Source organism: Streptomyces sp. McG3 (assembly GCF_018619185.1).
GTDB lineage: Bacteria > Actinomycetota > Actinomycetes > Streptomycetales > Streptomycetaceae > Streptomyces.
This window is the reverse complement of sequence record NZ_JAAXYC010000075.1, coordinates 14,999-29,916: the sequence shown is the minus strand read 5'-3', so window position 1 is coordinate 29,916 and position 14,918 is coordinate 14,999. Positions and strand designations below refer to the sequence as shown.

General features: G+C 72.3%; 15 protein-coding genes and 1 pseudogene. 7 read left to right on the top strand and 9 right to left on the bottom strand.

Annotated features, from left to right (window positions below; translation table 11 throughout):
- The 5 genes and pseudogenes from HET64_RS15130 to pdhA all read right to left on the bottom strand — a co-directional run.
- Positions 1–270 (bottom strand): annotated as a pseudogene (locus HET64_RS15130) (molybdopterin molybdenumtransferase MoeA); the annotation flags it as partial.
- Entirely contained in the window at positions 267–1,202 is a 936-nt protein-coding gene (locus tag HET64_RS15125) for an NTP transferase domain-containing protein (RefSeq protein WP_215105769.1), read from the bottom strand. The pseudogene HET64_RS15130 and the gene HET64_RS15125, both read right to left, overlap by 4 nt.
- A gap of 99 nt (positions 1,203–1,301) precedes the next feature.
- On the bottom strand, positions 1,302–2,786 hold the full coding sequence (locus HET64_RS15120; RefSeq protein ID WP_215105767.1) for a dihydrolipoamide acetyltransferase family protein: 1,485 nt from the start codon (positions 2,784–2,786) through the stop codon (positions 1,302–1,304).
- Positions 2,786–3,817, bottom strand: coding sequence for an alpha-ketoacid dehydrogenase subunit beta (locus tag HET64_RS15115; protein WP_215105765.1), 1,032 nt, complete (start codon positions 3,815–3,817; stop codon positions 2,786–2,788). The genes HET64_RS15120 and HET64_RS15115 overlap by 1 nt, the downstream gene beginning before the upstream one ends.
- On the bottom strand, positions 3,814–4,974 hold the full coding sequence (gene pdhA, locus HET64_RS15110) for a pyruvate dehydrogenase (acetyl-transferring) E1 component subunit alpha (RefSeq protein ID WP_215105762.1): 1,161 nt from the start codon (positions 4,972–4,974) through the stop codon (positions 3,814–3,816). The genes HET64_RS15115 and pdhA overlap by 4 nt, the downstream gene beginning before the upstream one ends.
- Positions 4,975–5,197: 223 nt before the next feature.
- On the opposite strand from pdhA, the gene HET64_RS15105 reads away from it, so the two are divergent.
- Entirely contained in the window at positions 5,198–5,800 is a 603-nt protein-coding gene (locus HET64_RS15105; RefSeq protein ID WP_251145335.1) for an Lrp/AsnC family transcriptional regulator, read from the top strand.
- Between the two features lie 15 nt (positions 5,801–5,815).
- On the opposite strand, the gene HET64_RS15100 is transcribed toward HET64_RS15105, so the two are convergent.
- The gene (locus HET64_RS15100) at positions 5,816–6,412 is read right to left on the bottom strand and encodes a TetR/AcrR family transcriptional regulator (RefSeq protein ID WP_215105760.1); all 597 of its coding nucleotides are present in this window, start codon (positions 6,410–6,412) and stop codon (positions 5,816–5,818) included.
- Between the two features lie 156 nt (positions 6,413–6,568).
- On the opposite strand from HET64_RS15100, the gene paaN reads away from it, so the two are divergent.
- Positions 6,569–8,269 (top strand): phenylacetic acid degradation protein PaaN, encoded by a 1,701-nt coding sequence (gene paaN, locus HET64_RS15095; protein ID WP_215105758.1) that lies wholly within the window; start codon positions 6,569–6,571, stop codon positions 8,267–8,269.
- 18 nt (positions 8,270–8,287) lie between these two features.
- Here the strand turns inward: paaN and HET64_RS15090 are convergent, their stop codons facing one another.
- From HET64_RS15090 to HET64_RS15080, 3 genes are read right to left on the bottom strand one after another with little or no spacing between them, the layout of a single operon-like run.
- Positions 8,288–9,037, bottom strand: a complete 750-nt coding sequence (locus HET64_RS15090) for a TrmH family RNA methyltransferase (RefSeq protein WP_215105756.1) — start codon at positions 9,035–9,037, stop codon at positions 8,288–8,290.
- Entirely contained in the window at positions 9,034–10,401 is a 1,368-nt protein-coding gene (locus HET64_RS15085; RefSeq protein WP_215105754.1) for an HTTM domain-containing protein, read from the bottom strand. Before HET64_RS15085 ends, HET64_RS15090 begins: the two co-directional genes overlap by 4 nt.
- Positions 10,398–11,213 carry a DUF5819 family protein gene (locus HET64_RS15080; RefSeq protein WP_251145334.1) on the bottom strand — a complete coding sequence of 272 codons (816 nt, stop codon included), beginning with the start codon at positions 11,211–11,213 and terminating at the stop codon, positions 10,398–10,400. The genes HET64_RS15085 and HET64_RS15080 overlap by 4 nt, the downstream gene beginning before the upstream one ends.
- A 115-nt stretch (positions 11,214–11,328) precedes the next feature.
- Here HET64_RS15080 and paaA point away from each other — a divergent pair, with 115 nt between their 5' ends.
- The 5 genes from paaA to HET64_RS15055 are packed head-to-tail and all read left to right on the top strand — an operon-like array spanning position 11,329 to position 14,916.
- Entirely contained in the window at positions 11,329–12,375 is a 1,047-nt protein-coding gene (gene paaA, locus HET64_RS15075; protein ID WP_215105750.1) for a 1,2-phenylacetyl-CoA epoxidase subunit PaaA, read from the top strand.
- Positions 12,372–12,662 (top strand): 1,2-phenylacetyl-CoA epoxidase subunit PaaB, encoded by a 291-nt coding sequence (gene paaB, locus HET64_RS15070; protein WP_007447213.1) that lies wholly within the window; start codon positions 12,372–12,374, stop codon positions 12,660–12,662. The genes paaA and paaB overlap by 4 nt, the downstream gene beginning before the upstream one ends.
- Positions 12,659–13,366 carry a 1,2-phenylacetyl-CoA epoxidase subunit PaaC gene (paaC, locus tag HET64_RS15065; protein WP_215105748.1) on the top strand — a complete coding sequence of 236 codons (708 nt, stop codon included), beginning with the start codon at positions 12,659–12,661 and terminating at the stop codon, positions 13,364–13,366. The genes paaB and paaC overlap by 4 nt, the downstream gene beginning before the upstream one ends.
- Positions 13,360–13,857 (top strand): 1,2-phenylacetyl-CoA epoxidase subunit PaaD, encoded by a 498-nt coding sequence (gene paaD / locus HET64_RS15060; protein ID WP_215105746.1) that lies wholly within the window; start codon positions 13,360–13,362, stop codon positions 13,855–13,857. Before paaC ends, paaD begins: the two co-directional genes overlap by 7 nt.
- Positions 13,858–14,916 carry a 2Fe-2S iron-sulfur cluster-binding protein gene (locus HET64_RS15055; protein WP_215105744.1) on the top strand — a complete coding sequence of 353 codons (1,059 nt, stop codon included), beginning with the start codon at positions 13,858–13,860 and terminating at the stop codon, positions 14,914–14,916. It begins immediately after the preceding gene.
- The last annotated feature ends 2 nt before the right edge of the window (positions 14,917–14,918 follow it).

Genomic DNA, 14,918 nt, shown 5'->3' with positions numbered 1-14,918 from the left:
GGTCGGGGTGGGGCCGCCCGGGGCGGCACTGTTGGCGCTGTTGGCGCTGTTCAGGGTGGCGTGGGAGCTGCCGGTGGGGGCGTCGTTCGCGTCACCGCGCGGGTCGCCCGCGGAGGCGTCCCGTCGGCGGTCGGGGTCCCGGCCCGGGCCGGATCGCGCCCCGCCGACCAGGGCGAGCGCCTGCTCCACGGCCCGCTCCGCCTCGGCAGCTGCGAGGTCGTCCGCGTCACGGCTGGAGCGACCGGGGCCGACCGGGTCGGGGCCGGTCATGGTGTCCCGGTCTCTTCGCGCCCCGCCACGTCGGGCTTCGTCTCCGCGTTCGCTTCCGCGTTCGTCTCAGCTTTCGCTTCCGCGGTCGCTTCCGCTTCCCAGCGCAGAGCCAGGACGGTGGCCTTGCGAGCGGCCTCCGCGACCGCTGCCGCGGCCTCGTCGGGACCCGCGCCCGCGCTCGCCCTGGCCGCCGCGTACCCGACCAGGAAGGTCGTGAGCGGTGCGGCGGGGCGGGCCACTCCGTGCGCGGCGTCGCGGGCGAGGTCGAGCAGGACACCGGTGTCGACGTCGAGTTCGATTCCCAGTTCGTTCTTGACCGAGGTGATCCATTCGTCCAGCACGGCCCCATGCTCCCTGATCCGGGCTCTGGCGGCGGCGATGTCGTCCCAAGTGTCGCAGTCGAACGCGGCGTCGGGGCCCGCGTCGACCCGGGCGAGATCGAGCTCCGCCGTCAGGAGCCGGAGCGGCAGCCCGGCGAGGCCCCCGTACTCGGTGGCGAGCAGGGCCAGCTCCCGGCGGAGCGGCTCGGCGCGGTAGGCGGCCACCAGCGGCTGGTCACGCCCGCCGGGGTCGGTGCACAGGGCCCCTTCCCGGCCGGGCTGTCCGGCGGCGGCGAGCAGCGCGTCGACGGTCCCCGCGCCCAGGAACGGAAGATCGGCGGAGAGGACGAGAACGCGCTCCGCCGTCGTCAGGCGCAGCCCCGCCCCCAGCGCCGCCAACGGGCCGCCGCCCTCGGGCACTTCCCGGGTCCAGAGCACCGGTCTGGCGGTGGCGCGACGACCGCCCACCACGACGGTGAGTGCCGCGCCGTCGCAGGCCGCGAGCACCCGGTCGAGCAGCGCCCGGCCGCCCACCCGGACTCCTGGCTTGTCGGCGCCGCCGAGCCGCTTCGCGGCCCCGCCGGCAAGGACGATCACGTCATAGGCGGTCATACGTCGAGTATGGGCGGCCGCCGGGAGCGACGCCCCCGCCGGGGTGGCCGGAAGACCCGGTCCCGCAGGGGTGCGTCCGGCGGGCCGCCGCCCCGTCGGCTACAGCGTCCGCAGCAGCACCGCCGGCTGCTCCACGCAGTCCGCCACATACCGGAGGAAGCCGCCCGCGGTTCCGCCGTCGCACACCCGGTGGTCGAAGGTGAGGGAAAGCTGGACGACCTGACGTACGGCCAGTTCGCCCTGGTGCACCCACGGCTTGGGCATGATCCGGCCGACGCCGAGCATCGCCGCTTCCGGGTGGTTGATGATCGGCGTGGAACCGTCGACCCCGAACACCCCGTAGTTGTTCAGCGTGAAGGTGCCTCCGGTCAGCTGGGCCGGGCTCAGCTTCCCGGTCCGCGCCAGCTCGGTGAGCCGGGCGATCTCGGCCCCGATGGACTCGACATCACGGGTGTGCGCGTCCCGTACGACCGGAACGACGAGGCCCCGCTCGGTCTGGGCGGCGAACCCGAGGTGCACGCCGGGCAGCCGGACGATCTCCCGGGCCTCCGTGTCCACGGTGGAGTTGAGCTCGGGGAACCGGGCGAGCGCAGCCGTGCAGATCCTCGCCAGCAGGGCCAGGACCGACACCTTCGGCCCTGCGGACGGGCCCGTCGCGGCGTTCATCGCGGCCCTGACCGCCATCAGCTCGGTGGCGTCGGCGTCGACCCAGCAGGTGGCGTCCGGGATCTCGGTCCGGCTCCGCGACAGCTTGTCGGCGACCGCTCCGCGCACCCCGCGCAGCGGAATCCGTTCGGCGGCCGGAGCAGCCGGGGGAGCGGGAGCCACAGGTGCCCGGTCCGGCGCCTGGGCCACATGCGCCGTCGCCGCCTCGGTCTCCTCCGCCTGCCGGATCGCGCCGTCGACGTCGGCGCGCAGGATCAGCCCGTCGGGACCCGAACCCGCCAGCCGCCGCAGATCGATGTCGTGCTGCCGGGCCAGCCGGCGAACCAGCGGAGAGACCACCGGCACGGGCCCCTGCCCGTTCACCACACCCACAGCGACAGCCGCGGCCGCAGGAGCGGTCACGGTGGCAACGGCCGCGGGAGTCGTGCCGGACGCCGCCGGGGCGAGCACGAGCGCGTCGGACACCGGGGCGTCGGACACCTGGGCATCGGACACCGCGGTCTGGACGACCGTCCGGTCGGGTCGGTCCGGCCGGATACGCCGACGCCTCGCGGCGGGTGCGCCCGTCCCGTACCCCACGAGCACGTTCCCCGAGCCGCCCGAGGACTCCGTGGCGGAGGCGGAGGACGCGGCGGACGACGGGGAAGCCCCGGAGAGGTCCAGCCCCTCCGGCGCTCCGACGGCGACCGTCAGCAGCGGAGCACCGACGGGAAGTTCCGTGCCCTCCTCGCCGAACCGCGCGGTCACCACGCCCCCGTAGGGGCACGGCACCTCCACCATGGCCTTGGCCGTCTCGACCTCGACGACGGGCTGGTCGATGGCCACGACGTCGCCGACCTCCACCAGCCAGCGGACGATCTCCGCCTCGGTCAGTCCCTCACCGAGGTCAGGCAGCTTGAATTCGAGCACCTTGGCCATCAGCTGTCCGCCTCCCACTGCAACCGGGCCACCGCGTCGAGCACCCGGTCCACTCCCGGCAGATGGTGCCGCTCCAGCATGGGCGGCGGGTAGGGGATGTCGAACCCGGCCACCCGCAGCACCGGAGCCTCCAGATGGTGGAAGCACCGCTCGGTGATCCGGGCCGCGATCTCACCGCCGGGCCCGCCGAATCCGGGGGATTCATGGACGACGACCGCGCGCCCGGTGCGCCGCACCGAAGCGGCCACCGTCTCGTCGTCGAACGGCACCAGCGAGCGCAGGTCCACCACTTCGAGGTCCCAGCCCTCGGCGACCGCAGCCTCGGCGGCCTCCATGCAGACCGGCAGGGAGGGGCCGTACGTGATCAGCGTGGCGCTGCGCCCGGTACGGCGCACCACGGCCTTGCCGATCGGCCCGACCGCGGCGGGGGCCTCGGGCGACCAGTCGGCCTTGGACCAGTAGAGCCGCTTGGGCTCCAGGAAGATCACCGGGTCGTCCGAGGCGATCGACTCCCGCAGCAGCCCGTACGCGTCGTCGACCGTGGCCGGTGTGACGACGTGCAGGCCGGGGGTGGCCATGTAGTACGCCTCGGAGGAGTCGCTGTGGTGCTCGACCCCGCCGATCCCGCCGCCGTACGGCACCCGCACGGTGATGGGCAGCGGCATGGCCCCGCCGGTGCGGTTGCGCATCTTGGCGACATGGCTCATCAGCTGCTCGAACGCCGGGTAGGCGAACGCGTCGAACTGCATCTCCACCACGGGCCGCAGCCCGTACATCGCCATGCCGACGGCCGCGCCGAGGATCCCCGCCTCGGCCAGCGGGGTGTCGGTGCAGCGGTCGTCGCCGAACTCCTTCGCCAGCCCGTCGGTGATCCGGAAGACCCCGCCGAGCGTGCCCACGTCCTCACCGAGCACATGAACGGTGGGGTCCTCGGCCATCGAGTCGCGGAGCGCGCGCCCGAGCGCCTGCGCCATCGTGGCCGGTTTCGCCTTCGTCCGAGGTCCGTCGGCCGTCACTGCCGCGGTCGTCATCGTCCCGCCTCCCCGGCGTGCTCGTCGTGGTCCTGCTCGGCGTCCAGCTCGGCACGCAGGGCGGCCGCCTGCTCCCGGAGCTGGCTGGTCTGCTCGGCGTAGACATGGGCGAACAGGTCCATCGGGGCCAGCTCCGGATCCGCGTTCATCCGGTCGCGCAGGGCGGCGGCCATGCGTTCCGCGGCCTCCTTCGCCTGCGCGATGCCCTCGTCGTCCAGCAGCCCGCGCCCCGTCAGCTCACGCTCCAGCAGCCGCACCGGGTCGTGCGCCTTCCATGCCTCGACCTCGCTGTCGACCCGGTAGCGGGTGGCGTCGTCGGCGTTCGTGTGGGCTTCCATGCGGTAGGTGACCGCCTCGACCAGGGTCGGGCCCTCACCCCGCCGGGCCCGTGCCACGGCCTCGCCGAGGACCTGGTGCACCGCGGCGGCGTCGTTGCCGTCGACGAGACGGCCCGGCATCCCGTACCCGACGGCCTTGTGCGCGAGGGAGGGGGCGGCGGTCTGCTTGGCCAGCGGAACGGAGATCGCGAAGCCGTTGTTCTGGACGAAGAAGACCACGGGGGCCTTCCAGACGGCCGCGAAATTCAGCGCCTCGTGGAAGTCGCCCTCGCTGGTGCCGCCGTCGCCGACCATGGCGAGCGCCACCACGTCGTCGCCCTTGAGCCGGGCGGCGTGCGCCAGCCCCACGGCGTGCGGGAGCTGGGTGGCCAGGGGAGTGCACAGCGGGGCGATGCGGTGCTCGCGCGGGTCGTAGCCGGTGTGCCGGTCGCCCCGCAACAGGGTCAGCGCCTCGACCGGGTCCAGGCCGCGCGCGACGGCGGCCAGCGTGTCGCGGTAGCTGGGAAAGAGCCAGTCGCGCTCCTCCAGGACCAGGGCCGCGGCGATCTCGCACGCCTCCTGGCCGGTGCTCGACGGGTAGACCGCCAGCCGGCCCTGCTTCGTCAGCGCGGTGGCCTGGGCGTTGTAGCGGCGCCCGCGGACCAGCTCGGCGTGGAGCCGGAGCAGCAGCTCGGGGTCGACGTCGGCGACCGCGTCCGTACCGAGCACCCGGTAGGGCTCCGGGTCCGGGAGCAGCGGGGCGGGGTCGGTGATCGGCTTCCAGGCCGGGGGCGGCGTGGGCCGGTAGGCGGCCGCGCCGGGCAGCTCTTGGACCGTCATGAGAAGCACCTCCTGGCATCGAGGGAGATCGGGGGTGGTCGATCGGGGTACCGACAGGGAGCGAGATGTCGCTGGGTGGGCGAGGCACGGATGTGGTGTGCCTCACCTACCGATTGTTCGGTCGCGGGGGCATTTTGGCTACAGGCACCGCCAGCCTGTGGACAAACGGTTCTCCACAGCCTGGGATGGGAACAGGTCGTCCACAACAGGGAGGCGCGGGCAGATGGCAGCTGAACAAATGGCCGACAGGGGCGAGGAGCCGGGCCAGGCCGTGCCCGTCGTCACGCCGCCGACCGCGCCCGCGGTCGCCCCGTCGGCCGCACCCGCCGGCCCGGCGGCGGAGGCCCCGGTTCCGCCCGCGCGGCCGCTGGACGCCATCGACCGCGACATCCTGCGCATCCTCCAGACGGACGGGCGCGCGTCGATACGTTCCGTGGCCGAACGGGTCCACGTCTCGCGCGCCAATGCCTACGCCCGGATCAACCGGCTCGTCGAGGACGGCGTGATCCGCGGCTTCGGCGCCCGGGTCGACCACGAGCGGGCGGGCCAGGGTGCGTCCGCGTACATCACGCTCAAGATCGTGCAGAACTCCTGGCGCACCGTGCGCGAGCAGCTTCAGGCGCTGCCGGGGGCCACGCACATCGCCCTGGTCAGCGGCGACTTCGACGTACTGCTCCTGGTGCACACGCCGGACAACCGGGCGCTGCGGGAGCTGGTCCTCACCCGGATCCAGTCCATCCCCGAGGTGCTCTCGACGCGCACCCTGCTGGTGTTCGAGGAGACCGACCTCGGACCGCGCCCGGACCGGCCGGCCGAGCTCGCCTGACCGCGACGGGCGGACTCAGCGGCCGTTCGCCCGCAGTCCCTCGAAGGCCAGCTGGACGATGGTGTCCGCGAGCTGCTCCTCCCCCGGGAAACCGCCCGGCTGCGGCCGGTACCACTCGACCAGCGAGTTGACCATGCCGAACAGCAGCCGGGTCGCCAGCCGTATGTCCACGTCCGCCCGGAGGTCGCCCTCGGCGACCGCCGCCTGGAGCAGCTCCGACACCCGCTGGTCGAACTCGCGGCGCCGCTCCAGCGCCCAGCGCTCCGTCTTCGTGTTGCCGCGCACGCGCAGCAGCAGGGTGACGTAGGGGACCTCGGCCATCAGCAGGTCGACCGTCCGGCGCGTGACGTACTCGACCCGCTCCACCGCGCGCCCGCGCTGCGCCCCCGGCTCGTCGAGGATAGCGAAGAGCCCGTCGAGAGCCCGGCTCACGGCTCGCCGCAGCAGCTCCTCCTTGCCCGCCACATGGTGGTAGATGGAGGATTTCGAGATGCCCGCCGCCCGGGAGAGGTGCTCCATGGAGGTGCCGTCGTAGCCGCGCTCGTTGAAGACACGGACGGCGACGGTGAGCAGGGTCTCCGGTGTGTACGTGTCCCGCTTGGCCGTGGTCATGTCCGCGATCCTCCCCCATGAGGGATCGGCCCCGCACGGGCGGGGACCGTCGACGTTGTCCACAGGTTCCCCGGGGCCCCTTGTCCCGACCGATCGTTCGGTTACTCTAACTCCGTCCGTACGTCCCCGCCCGGCTCGATGAGGAGTTGGTCCGCCATGGCCGCCGCGCTCACCCCCCAGCAGCTGTCCGAGACCCACCGGCCCACGCTCGACCAGGCCCTCGACGCGATCAGCACCCGCGCGTACTGGTCGCCGCACCCCGAGCACCCGAAGGCCTACGGGGAGGGCGGCGCCCCGGGCAGTCTCGGCGCGGCCGAGGGCAAGGCCGCCTTCGACGCCGTCCTGAACACCCGTCTCGACCTGGGCCAGCCCGGCACCGACGGCTGGACCGGCGGCGAGGTCTCGCCCTACGGGCCGGAGCTCGGCATCGAGTATCCGCACGCCGACCTGGACGTCCTGCTTCCGGCGATGAAGGCCGGCACGGGCGCCTGGCGGGCGGCGGGACCGGAGATCCGGGCCCTGGTCTGTCTGGAGATCCTTTCGCGGATCAGCGCCCGCACCCACGAGCTGGCCCACGCCGTGATGCACACGAGCGGCCAGGCCTTCATGATGGCGTTCCAGGCGGGCGGCCCGCACGCCCAGGACCGCGGCCTGGAGGCCGTCGCGTACGCCTACCGGGAGCAGGTCCGCACCCCGGAGACCGCCGACTGGTCCAAGCCGCAGGGCAAGCGCGATCCGCTGAAGCTGCACAAGTCGTTCATCACGTCCGGTCGCGGCATCGGGCTGGTCATCGGCTGCAACACGTTCCCCACCTGGAACAGCTATTCCGGCCTCTTCGCCTCCCTCGCCACCGGCAATCCGGTGCTGGTCAAGCCGCACCCGCGCGCCGTGCTTCCGCTGGCCCTCACGGTGTCCATCGCCCGCGAGGTGCTGACCGAGGCGGGCTTCGACCCGAATCTGGTCGCGCTGGCCGCCGAGCGGCCCGGAGAGGGCATCGCCAAGACCCTCGCGGTCCGCCCCGAGATCCGGATCATCGACTACACCGGCTCCACCGCCTTCGGCGACTGGCTGGAGGAGAACGCCCGCCAGGCCCAGGTCTACACGGAGAAGGCCGGCGTCAACACGGTCGTCGTCGACTCCACCGACGACTACCGGGGCATGCTCGCCAACCTGGCGTTCTCGCTCTCGCTGTACAGCGGCCAGATGTGCACCACCCCGCAGAACCTGCTGATCCCCCGGGACGGCATCGCCACCGACGACGGCGCCAAGTCCTACGACGACGTGGTCGCCGACATCGCGGCCGCCGTCACCGGGCTGCTGGGCGACGACGCCCGCGCGTCCGCCCTGCTCGGCGCGCTGGTCAACCCGGACGTCAGGGCCCGGGTGGAGGCGGCCGGTGAGCTGGGCGAGGTGGCCCTCGCCTCGCGTGCGGTCGCGAACGCCGAATTCCCCGACGCGGTCGTCCGTACGCCGGTCGTCGTGAAGCTCGACGGCACCAAGACCGACGACGGCGCGGCCTACCTCTCGGAGTGCTTCGGGCCGGTGTCCTTCGCCGTCGCCGTCGACTCGACGTCCGCCGCCGTGGACCTGCTCCGCCGGACGATCCGCGACAAGGGGGCGATGACGGTCGGCGCCTACACCACGTCCCCCGAGGTGGAGCGCGCAGTCGAGGACGTCTGCCTGGACGAGTCCGCCCAGCTCTCGCTGAACCTGACCGGCGGGGTCTACGTCAACCAGACCGCGGCCTTCTCCGACTTCCACGGCTCCGGGGGCAACCCCGCCGCGAACGCGGCGCTCTGCGACGGAGCCTTCGTCGCCAACCGCTTCCGCGTGGTGGAGGTGCGCCGCCAGGCCTAGACACGTCTCCGGCAGGCGTCAGAGGCGGGGGTCCGGGACGTCCGCGTGGCGCTGCACCCACGCGTGCATCGCGATGGCCGCGGCGGCGCCGGCGTTGATGGACCGGGTCGAGCCGAACTGCGCGATCGAGCACACCAGGGAGGCGTGCTCACGCGCTTCCTCGGTCAGACCCGGCCCCTCCTGGCCGAAGAGCAGGACGCAGCGGCGCGGAAGCTCGGTGCGCTCCAGCGGTACGGCGCCGGGGAGGTTGTCGATCCCGATGATCGGCAGCGCCTCGGCCGCCGCCCACGCGGTCAGGTCCGCCGTGTCGGGGTGGTGGCGCACATGCTGGTAGCGGTCGGTGACCATGGCCCCGCGCCGGTTCCAGCGCCGCCGGCCCACGATGTGGATCTCCTTGGCCAGGAAGGCGTTGGCGGTCCGCACCACCGAGCCGATGTTGAAGTCGTGGCCCCAGTTCTCCACGGCGACGTGGAAGTCGTGCCGCCGCAGATCGAGATCGGCGACGATCGCCTCCCTCGTCCAGTAGCGGTACGCGTCACCGACGTTGCGCCGGTCGCCCAGGGCCAGCAGTTCGGGGTCATAGCGCTCGCCCTCGGGCCAGGGCAGCGGGTGCGGCCCGACACCGACCGGCTGGCCGTAGCCGTCGTCGTACTGGACGGGTTCCTCCTGGAGGGGTTCCTCCTGAAGAGGCCCCGCCGGGGAGTCTTCCGCCGGGCGGGGTTCCGACGCCGTCGGGGTCTGCTGGGTTCTGCCGGTCTCACTGCTCACCCGACGAGCGTATGGCCCCCGCCGCCACCCTGGCGCCGGGGCTCCTCGGTACCGCCCCCGCCGTCCTTCACGGGCCCGGCCTCCGGCGGGCCGGCCGGGCCGTACGCGGCGCCGGGCTCCCCCGGTGTGCGCGAGCGGCCGGGCAGCCCGGAGAGCAGCCGCCGCCTGCCGATCGTGGCGCGGGCTCCCAGCCACATGAGGAAGGCCGTCGGCAGGAACACGGCGTCGGCCGCGATCATCGCCATGGAGAAGAACGGCAGCCCCAGCAGCAGGGCGATCCCCGCGTGCTCGCAGATCATCACGACCAGCAGGACGTTCTTGACCCGCCGGTTGAACAGCGTGAACGGAAAGGCGACCTGCACGATGACGGTGCCGTACGTCAGCACCATCACCATCAGCCCGCTGGCGCCCAGGATGTCCGACAGGGCGGGCCACGGGGTGAAGTAGTCGAGGTTGAGCGGGTAGTAGAGCGCGGTGCCGTCCTGCCAGCGCGATCCCTGGATCTTGTACCAGCCGGCGGTCGCGTAGATCAGGCAGACCTCGGCCATGATCACGGCGAGTGTGGCGTTGTGCGCGAGGTTGGCCAGCACATCGAGCAGGGTGCGGGGCTCGCCGTGCGGCAGGTAGCGGTTCACGGCCCACCAGGCGGCGGCGGAGAGCCAGATCGTCCACAGCAGGGCGGGGAGCCACCAGGTGCCGCCGAGTCCTTCCATCAACGTGGCCGCCACGAGGGCGTAGCCGAGGAGCACCCAGAGCACCGGGCCCACGATGTCCCGCGGGGGCGGCAGGCCCGCCGCGGCACGCTGCGCGGCACGCGCCGCGCGCCGGGCGTCCAGCGACCAGACCTGGGCACAGCGCGTCAGCACCAGGTAGATCGCCATGAGGTGGACGACGTTGTCGCCGCCGTCGCCCATGAAGATGCTGCGGTTCTGCACGGAGAGCACGCCGACCATGAAGAGGACGGACATGGTCCGGGTCCGCCACCCGAGCAGCAGCGCCGCCGCGGACAGCAGCGTGAGGGCGTACACGGCCTCGAACCAGACCGTGTTGTCCGTCCACATCAGGACGGAGAAGGCCTCGTTGCCGTTCGTGAGCTGGCGGGCCAGGTCCCAGTGCCACGGGCTGTCCGGGCCGTACAGCTCATGGCGGTGCGGCAGCTCACGCAGCAGGAAGAAGAGGTAGGTGGCGGCGAAGCCGATCCGGACGACGGCGCTCTGGTAGGGGCCGAGGGCCGAGGCGGTGACGCGCTGGAGGGCACGGGCGGCCGGGCCACCGCCGAGCACGGCCGGCTGAGGGGCCGAGGGCTGCGTGTCCGCGTTCCGCGGGCCGGCGTTCTGCGGGCCGGCGGGCGAGGGGATGGTCACTGGTTCACCTCCGCGCCGTGCGCCTCGTCCCGGCCCGCGTCACGCTCGGGAAGATCGTTCGGCGTCACGGTCCACCAGGGGAGTACCCGGTAGACGGGCCGGGTGCTGATCTTCTCGTTGCTCCACGGGGGCGGGGCGATGGAGCTGGTCGCGGAGCGGAGCTGGATGCGCTCGATCGTGCCGCCGTAGTCGCGCTCGCTCAGCCGCAGCATCGTGATGCGCCGCACGTAGCGCTCGGAGAGGTCCCCGCGCAGACCGTTGGGACGGTTCTCGCTGTCGTGGGAATTGACGTAGAAGTCCCAGCCCCGGCGGAGCTCGTTCTGGTCCACGTGGCTGGGGAAGAAGTTGCCGCGTATCTGTTCGCCGTCCTCGTGCGTCAGGTTCATCCACCTGGTCGTGCGGCGGCCGTCGGCCCCCACCACTTCGGCCCGCACGTGGACGGCGACGTTCTGCTGGAGCGGGTTGGGAGCGAAGAGCTTCCAGTTCTGCTCGAACTCCGGGTAGATCCAGCGGTCGATCGTCTTCCCGTGCTGTTTGGACAGCGTGTTGGACGGGGCGACGTGCAGGAACACCATGGCCACCTGCGTGCAGGCCAGCAGCCCGATCAGGGACAGCGCCAGAGCCGCGGCCACCTGGTAGGGAAAGGAGAGCCCGGCTATGCCCCGGCCGGTGGCCGAGGGGTCCGGCACAGGCGACGACGGCGTCGGCGGTATGACTTCGGGGGTGTCCTGCGCTTCGGCCGGCCGGTTCAACGCCTGCGGCCAGACGTCCTTCCCCCCGCCCGCAGAGCTGCTGTCGTGGTCCGAATCCATCCCGCCCCGATCACCGTCGATCACCACTCAGTTATCCACAGGGTTGACACCCTACGGGCCTCCGACTCACCATTGAAGTCAAGGAACCGAACGATCGGTCGGTAGGGAGCCCGGGATGGCGGCAGTGACTGCGGACCAGACGACGCAGAAGACGCTCGGCACGGAGGACGCGGTGGACGCGGACCGCATCGCGGCGTTCGACGCGGCCGTGGCGGCGGACGAGCGGATCGAGCCACGCGACTGGATGCCCGACGCCTACCGGGCGACGCTGGTGCGCCAGATGGCCCAGCACGCCCACTCGGAGATCATCGGCATGCAGCCCGAGGCCAACTGGATCACCCGGGCGCCCTCGCTGCGCCGCAAGGCGATCCTCATGGCCAAGGTGCAGGACGAGGCGGGCCACGGCCTGTATCTCTACAGCGCCGCCGAGACCCTGGGCACCAGCCGCGAGGAGCTGCTCGACAAGCTCCACGCGGGCCGCCAGCGCTATTCGTCGATCTTCAACTACCCCACGCTGACCTGGGCCGACGTCGGTGCCATCGGCTGGCTGGTGGACGGGGCGGCGATCACCAACCAGGTGCCGCTCTGCCGCTGCTCCTACGGCCCCTACGCCCGCGCGATGGTCCGCATCTGCAAGGAGGAGTCCTTCCACCAGCGCCAGGGGTACGAGCTGCTGCTCGCCCTCAGCCGCGGCACCGAGGCCCAGCACGCCATGGCCCAGGACGCGGTGAATCGCTGGTGGTGGCCCTCCTTGATGATGTTCGGCCCGCCCGACGACGCCTCGTCGCACTCCGAGCAGTCCATGGCCTGGAAGATCAAGCGGCACTCCAACGACGAGCTGCGCCGACGCTTCGTGGACATCTGCGTTCCCCAGGCCGAAGCGCTGGGCCTGAAGCTCCCCGACCCCGACATCCGGTGGAACGAGGAGCTCGGCCGGCACGAGTTCGGCGCGATCGACTGGGCCGAGTTCCAGGCGGTCCTCAAGGGCGACGGCCCCTGCAACGAAGAGCGGATCACCCAGCGGCGCAGGGCCCACGAGGAGGGCGCCTGGGTCCGGGACGCGGCAGCCGCGTACGCCGCCAAGCACGCCCCGGCGCAGTCATCGCCCCGGACACCGGCACAGCACAGCGCGACCGCGCACCACGTGGAGGAGACGGCATGAGCAGCTCGACCGACTGGCCTCTGTGGGAGGTTTTCGTGCGCTCGCGCCGCGGACTGTCCCACACCCATGCGGGCAGCCTGCACGCACCGGACGCCGAGATGGCCCTGCGCAATGCCCGCGACCTCTACACCCGCCGCTCGGAAGGCGTCTCGATCTGGGTGGTCCCGTCCACCGGGATCACCGCCTCCTCCCCCGACGAGAAGGACTCCTTCTTCGAGCCGGCCGGCGACAAGCCCTACCGCCACCCGACCTTCTACGAGATCCCGGACGGGGTGAAGCACCTGTGAGCGCCGCCCTCGCCCTCGGCGACGACGCGCTGGTGCTCTCGCACCGGCTGGGGGAGTGGGCCGGCCACGCCCCCGTCCTGGAGGAGGATGTGGCCCTCGCCAACATCGCCCTCGACCTGCTCGGACAGGCCCGGGTGCTGCTCTCGCTCGTCGGCGACGAGGACGAGCTCGCCTACCTCCGCGAGGAGCGGGCCTTCCGCAACCTCCAGCTGGTCGAGCAGCCGAACGGGGACTTCGCGCACACCATCGCCCGGCAGCTCTACTTCTCGGTCTACCAGCATCTGCTGTACGAGCGACTGGCAGCCGGGGAAAGCGAGTTCACCGGCCTCGCGGCCAAGGCCGTCAAGGAAGTGGCCTACCACCGCGATCACGCCGAGCAGTGGGCCCTGAGACTCGGCGACGGCACCGAGGAGAGCCACACCAGGATGCAGAGCGGCCTGGACGCGCTGTGGCGGTTCACCGGGGAGATGTTCCAGCCGGTCGAGGGGCTCGACTCCACTGTCGACTGGCAGGCGCTGGAGTCCGGTTGGCTCGCCGCCGTCACCGATGTCGTCGAGCGGGCCGGTCTGACTCTCCCGGCGGGCCGGCGGACCGGGGGCTGGGCCGCCGGAGCGGGCCGGCAGGGCCTGCACACCGAGCCGTTCGGCCGCATGATCGCCGAGATGCAGCACCTGCACCGCAGCCATCCGGGGGCGTCATGGTGACCGACACCCGGCTGGAGGCGGAGCTGCGCGTCCTCGCCGGCTCCGTGCCCGACCCCGAACTGCCGGTGCTGACCCTGGCGGAGCTCGGCGTCCTGCGGGACGTACGGCTGGACGGGCCGGGCCGGGTGACCGTACAGCTCACTCCGACCTACACCGGCTGCCCGGCGATCGAGGCGATGTCCGCCGATATCGAGCGGGTCCTCCACGACCACGGCGTACCGGATGTCTCCGTGGTCACGGTCCTTGCGCCGGCCTGGTCGACGGACGACATCAGCGCCGAAGGACGCCGCAAGCTGGCCGAGTTCGGCATCGCCCCGCCGCGCGCCCACAGCGCCGACGGCGGCCCCGTGCCGCTGACGCTCTCGGTGCGCTGCCCGCACTGCGGTTCCACGGACACGGAGCTGCTCAGCCGGTTCTCCTCCACGGCGTGCAAGGCCCTGCGCCGTTGCGTCGCCTGCCGTGAACCGTTCGACCACTTCAAGGAGTTGTAGATGTTCCATCCGCTCCGGGTCAGCGCGATCGAACGGATCACGGACGACGCGGTGGCCGTGACGCTCGCCGTGCCGGCCGAGCTGCGCGAGACCTTCCGCCACACCCCCGGCCAGCATCTGAACGTGCGCTACACCGTGGACGGTCAGGAGATCCGCCGTTCGTACTCGATCTGCGCACCGGCCACCGAGCAGCCGGGAGAACCGGTCCTGCGGGTGGGCATCCGCATGGTCGACGGCGGGGCGTTCTCCACGTACGCCCTGAAGGAGCTGGCCGTCGGGGACCGGGTGGAGGCCATGCCTCCGATGGGCCGCTTCGTCCTGAAGCCGCGTCCCGGTCTGTTCGCGGCGGTGGTCGGAGGCAGCGGCATCACCCCGGTGCTGTCCATGGCGGCCACCCTGCTCGACCGGGAACCGACGGCCCGGTTCTGCCTGATCCGCAGCGACCGCACGGCGGCATCGACGATGTTCCTCGACGAGGTGGCCGACCTCAAGGACCGTTATCCGGACCGCTTCCAGCTGGTCACCGCGCTCTCCCGGGAGGAGCAGTCGGCCGGACTCCCCTCCGGTCGGCTGGACGCCGAACGGCTCACCGGCCTGCTGCCCGCCGTGCTTCCGGTGGCGGAGGTGGACGGCTGGTTCCTGTGCGGGCCGCTCGGCCTCGTACGGGGCACGGAGAAGGCCCTGAAGACCCTCGGCGTCGACCGCTCCCGGGTCCACCAGGAGATCTTCCACGTCGACGATGGCCCCACCGACGTGACGGTGGTCAAGGTCGCCGCACCGTCCGACGCCGTGCTGACGGCCACCCTCCACGGCCGCTCGGGCAGCTGGCCCGTGCAGGACACCGAATCCCTGCTGGAGACGGTGCTGCGAAGCCGCTCGGACGCTCCCTACGCCTGCAAGGGAGGGGTGTGCGGGACCTGCCGGGCGTTCCTCGTCTCGGGCGAGGTCCGGATGGACCGCAACTTCGCGCTGGAACCGGAGGAGACCGGGGCGGGCTTCGTGCTGGCCTGTCAGTCGCATCCGCTCACCCCGGAGGTGGAGTTGGACTTCGACCGCTGAGG

What these genes read in the sequence shown, in the direction of transcription:
- HET64_RS15080 (WP_251145334.1), bottom strand. Translation starts at nt 11,213, where the DNA reads ATGGATTCGGACCACGACAGCAGCTCTGCGGGCGGGGGGAAGGACGTC.
- HET64_RS15105 (WP_251145335.1), top strand. Translation starts at nt 5,198, where the DNA reads ATGGCAGCTGAACAAATGGCCGACAGGGGCGAGGAGCCGGGCCAGGCC.
- pdhA (WP_215105762.1), bottom strand. Translation starts at nt 4,974, where the DNA reads ATGACGGTCCAAGAGCTGCCCGGCGCGGCCGCCTACCGGCCCACGCCG.
- paaD (WP_215105746.1), top strand. Translation starts at nt 13,360, where the DNA reads ATGGTGACCGACACCCGGCTGGAGGCGGAGCTGCGCGTCCTCGCCGGC.
- paaA (WP_215105750.1), top strand. Translation starts at nt 11,329, where the DNA reads ATGGCGGCAGTGACTGCGGACCAGACGACGCAGAAGACGCTCGGCACG.
- HET64_RS15120 (WP_215105767.1), bottom strand. Translation starts at nt 2,786, where the DNA reads ATGGCCAAGGTGCTCGAATTCAAGCTGCCTGACCTCGGTGAGGGACTG.
- HET64_RS15125 (WP_215105769.1), bottom strand. Translation starts at nt 1,202, where the DNA reads ATGACCGCCTATGACGTGATCGTCCTTGCCGGCGGGGCCGCGAAGCGG.
- HET64_RS15100 (WP_215105760.1), bottom strand. Translation starts at nt 6,412, where the DNA reads ATGACCACGGCCAAGCGGGACACGTACACACCGGAGACCCTGCTCACC.
- HET64_RS15055 (WP_215105744.1), top strand. Translation starts at nt 13,858, where the DNA reads ATGTTCCATCCGCTCCGGGTCAGCGCGATCGAACGGATCACGGACGAC.
- paaB (WP_007447213.1), top strand. Translation starts at nt 12,372, where the DNA reads ATGAGCAGCTCGACCGACTGGCCTCTGTGGGAGGTTTTCGTGCGCTCG.
- HET64_RS15115 (WP_215105765.1), bottom strand. Translation starts at nt 3,817, where the DNA reads ATGACGACCGCGGCAGTGACGGCCGACGGACCTCGGACGAAGGCGAAA.
- paaN (WP_215105758.1), top strand. Translation starts at nt 6,569, where the DNA reads ATGGCCGCCGCGCTCACCCCCCAGCAGCTGTCCGAGACCCACCGGCCC.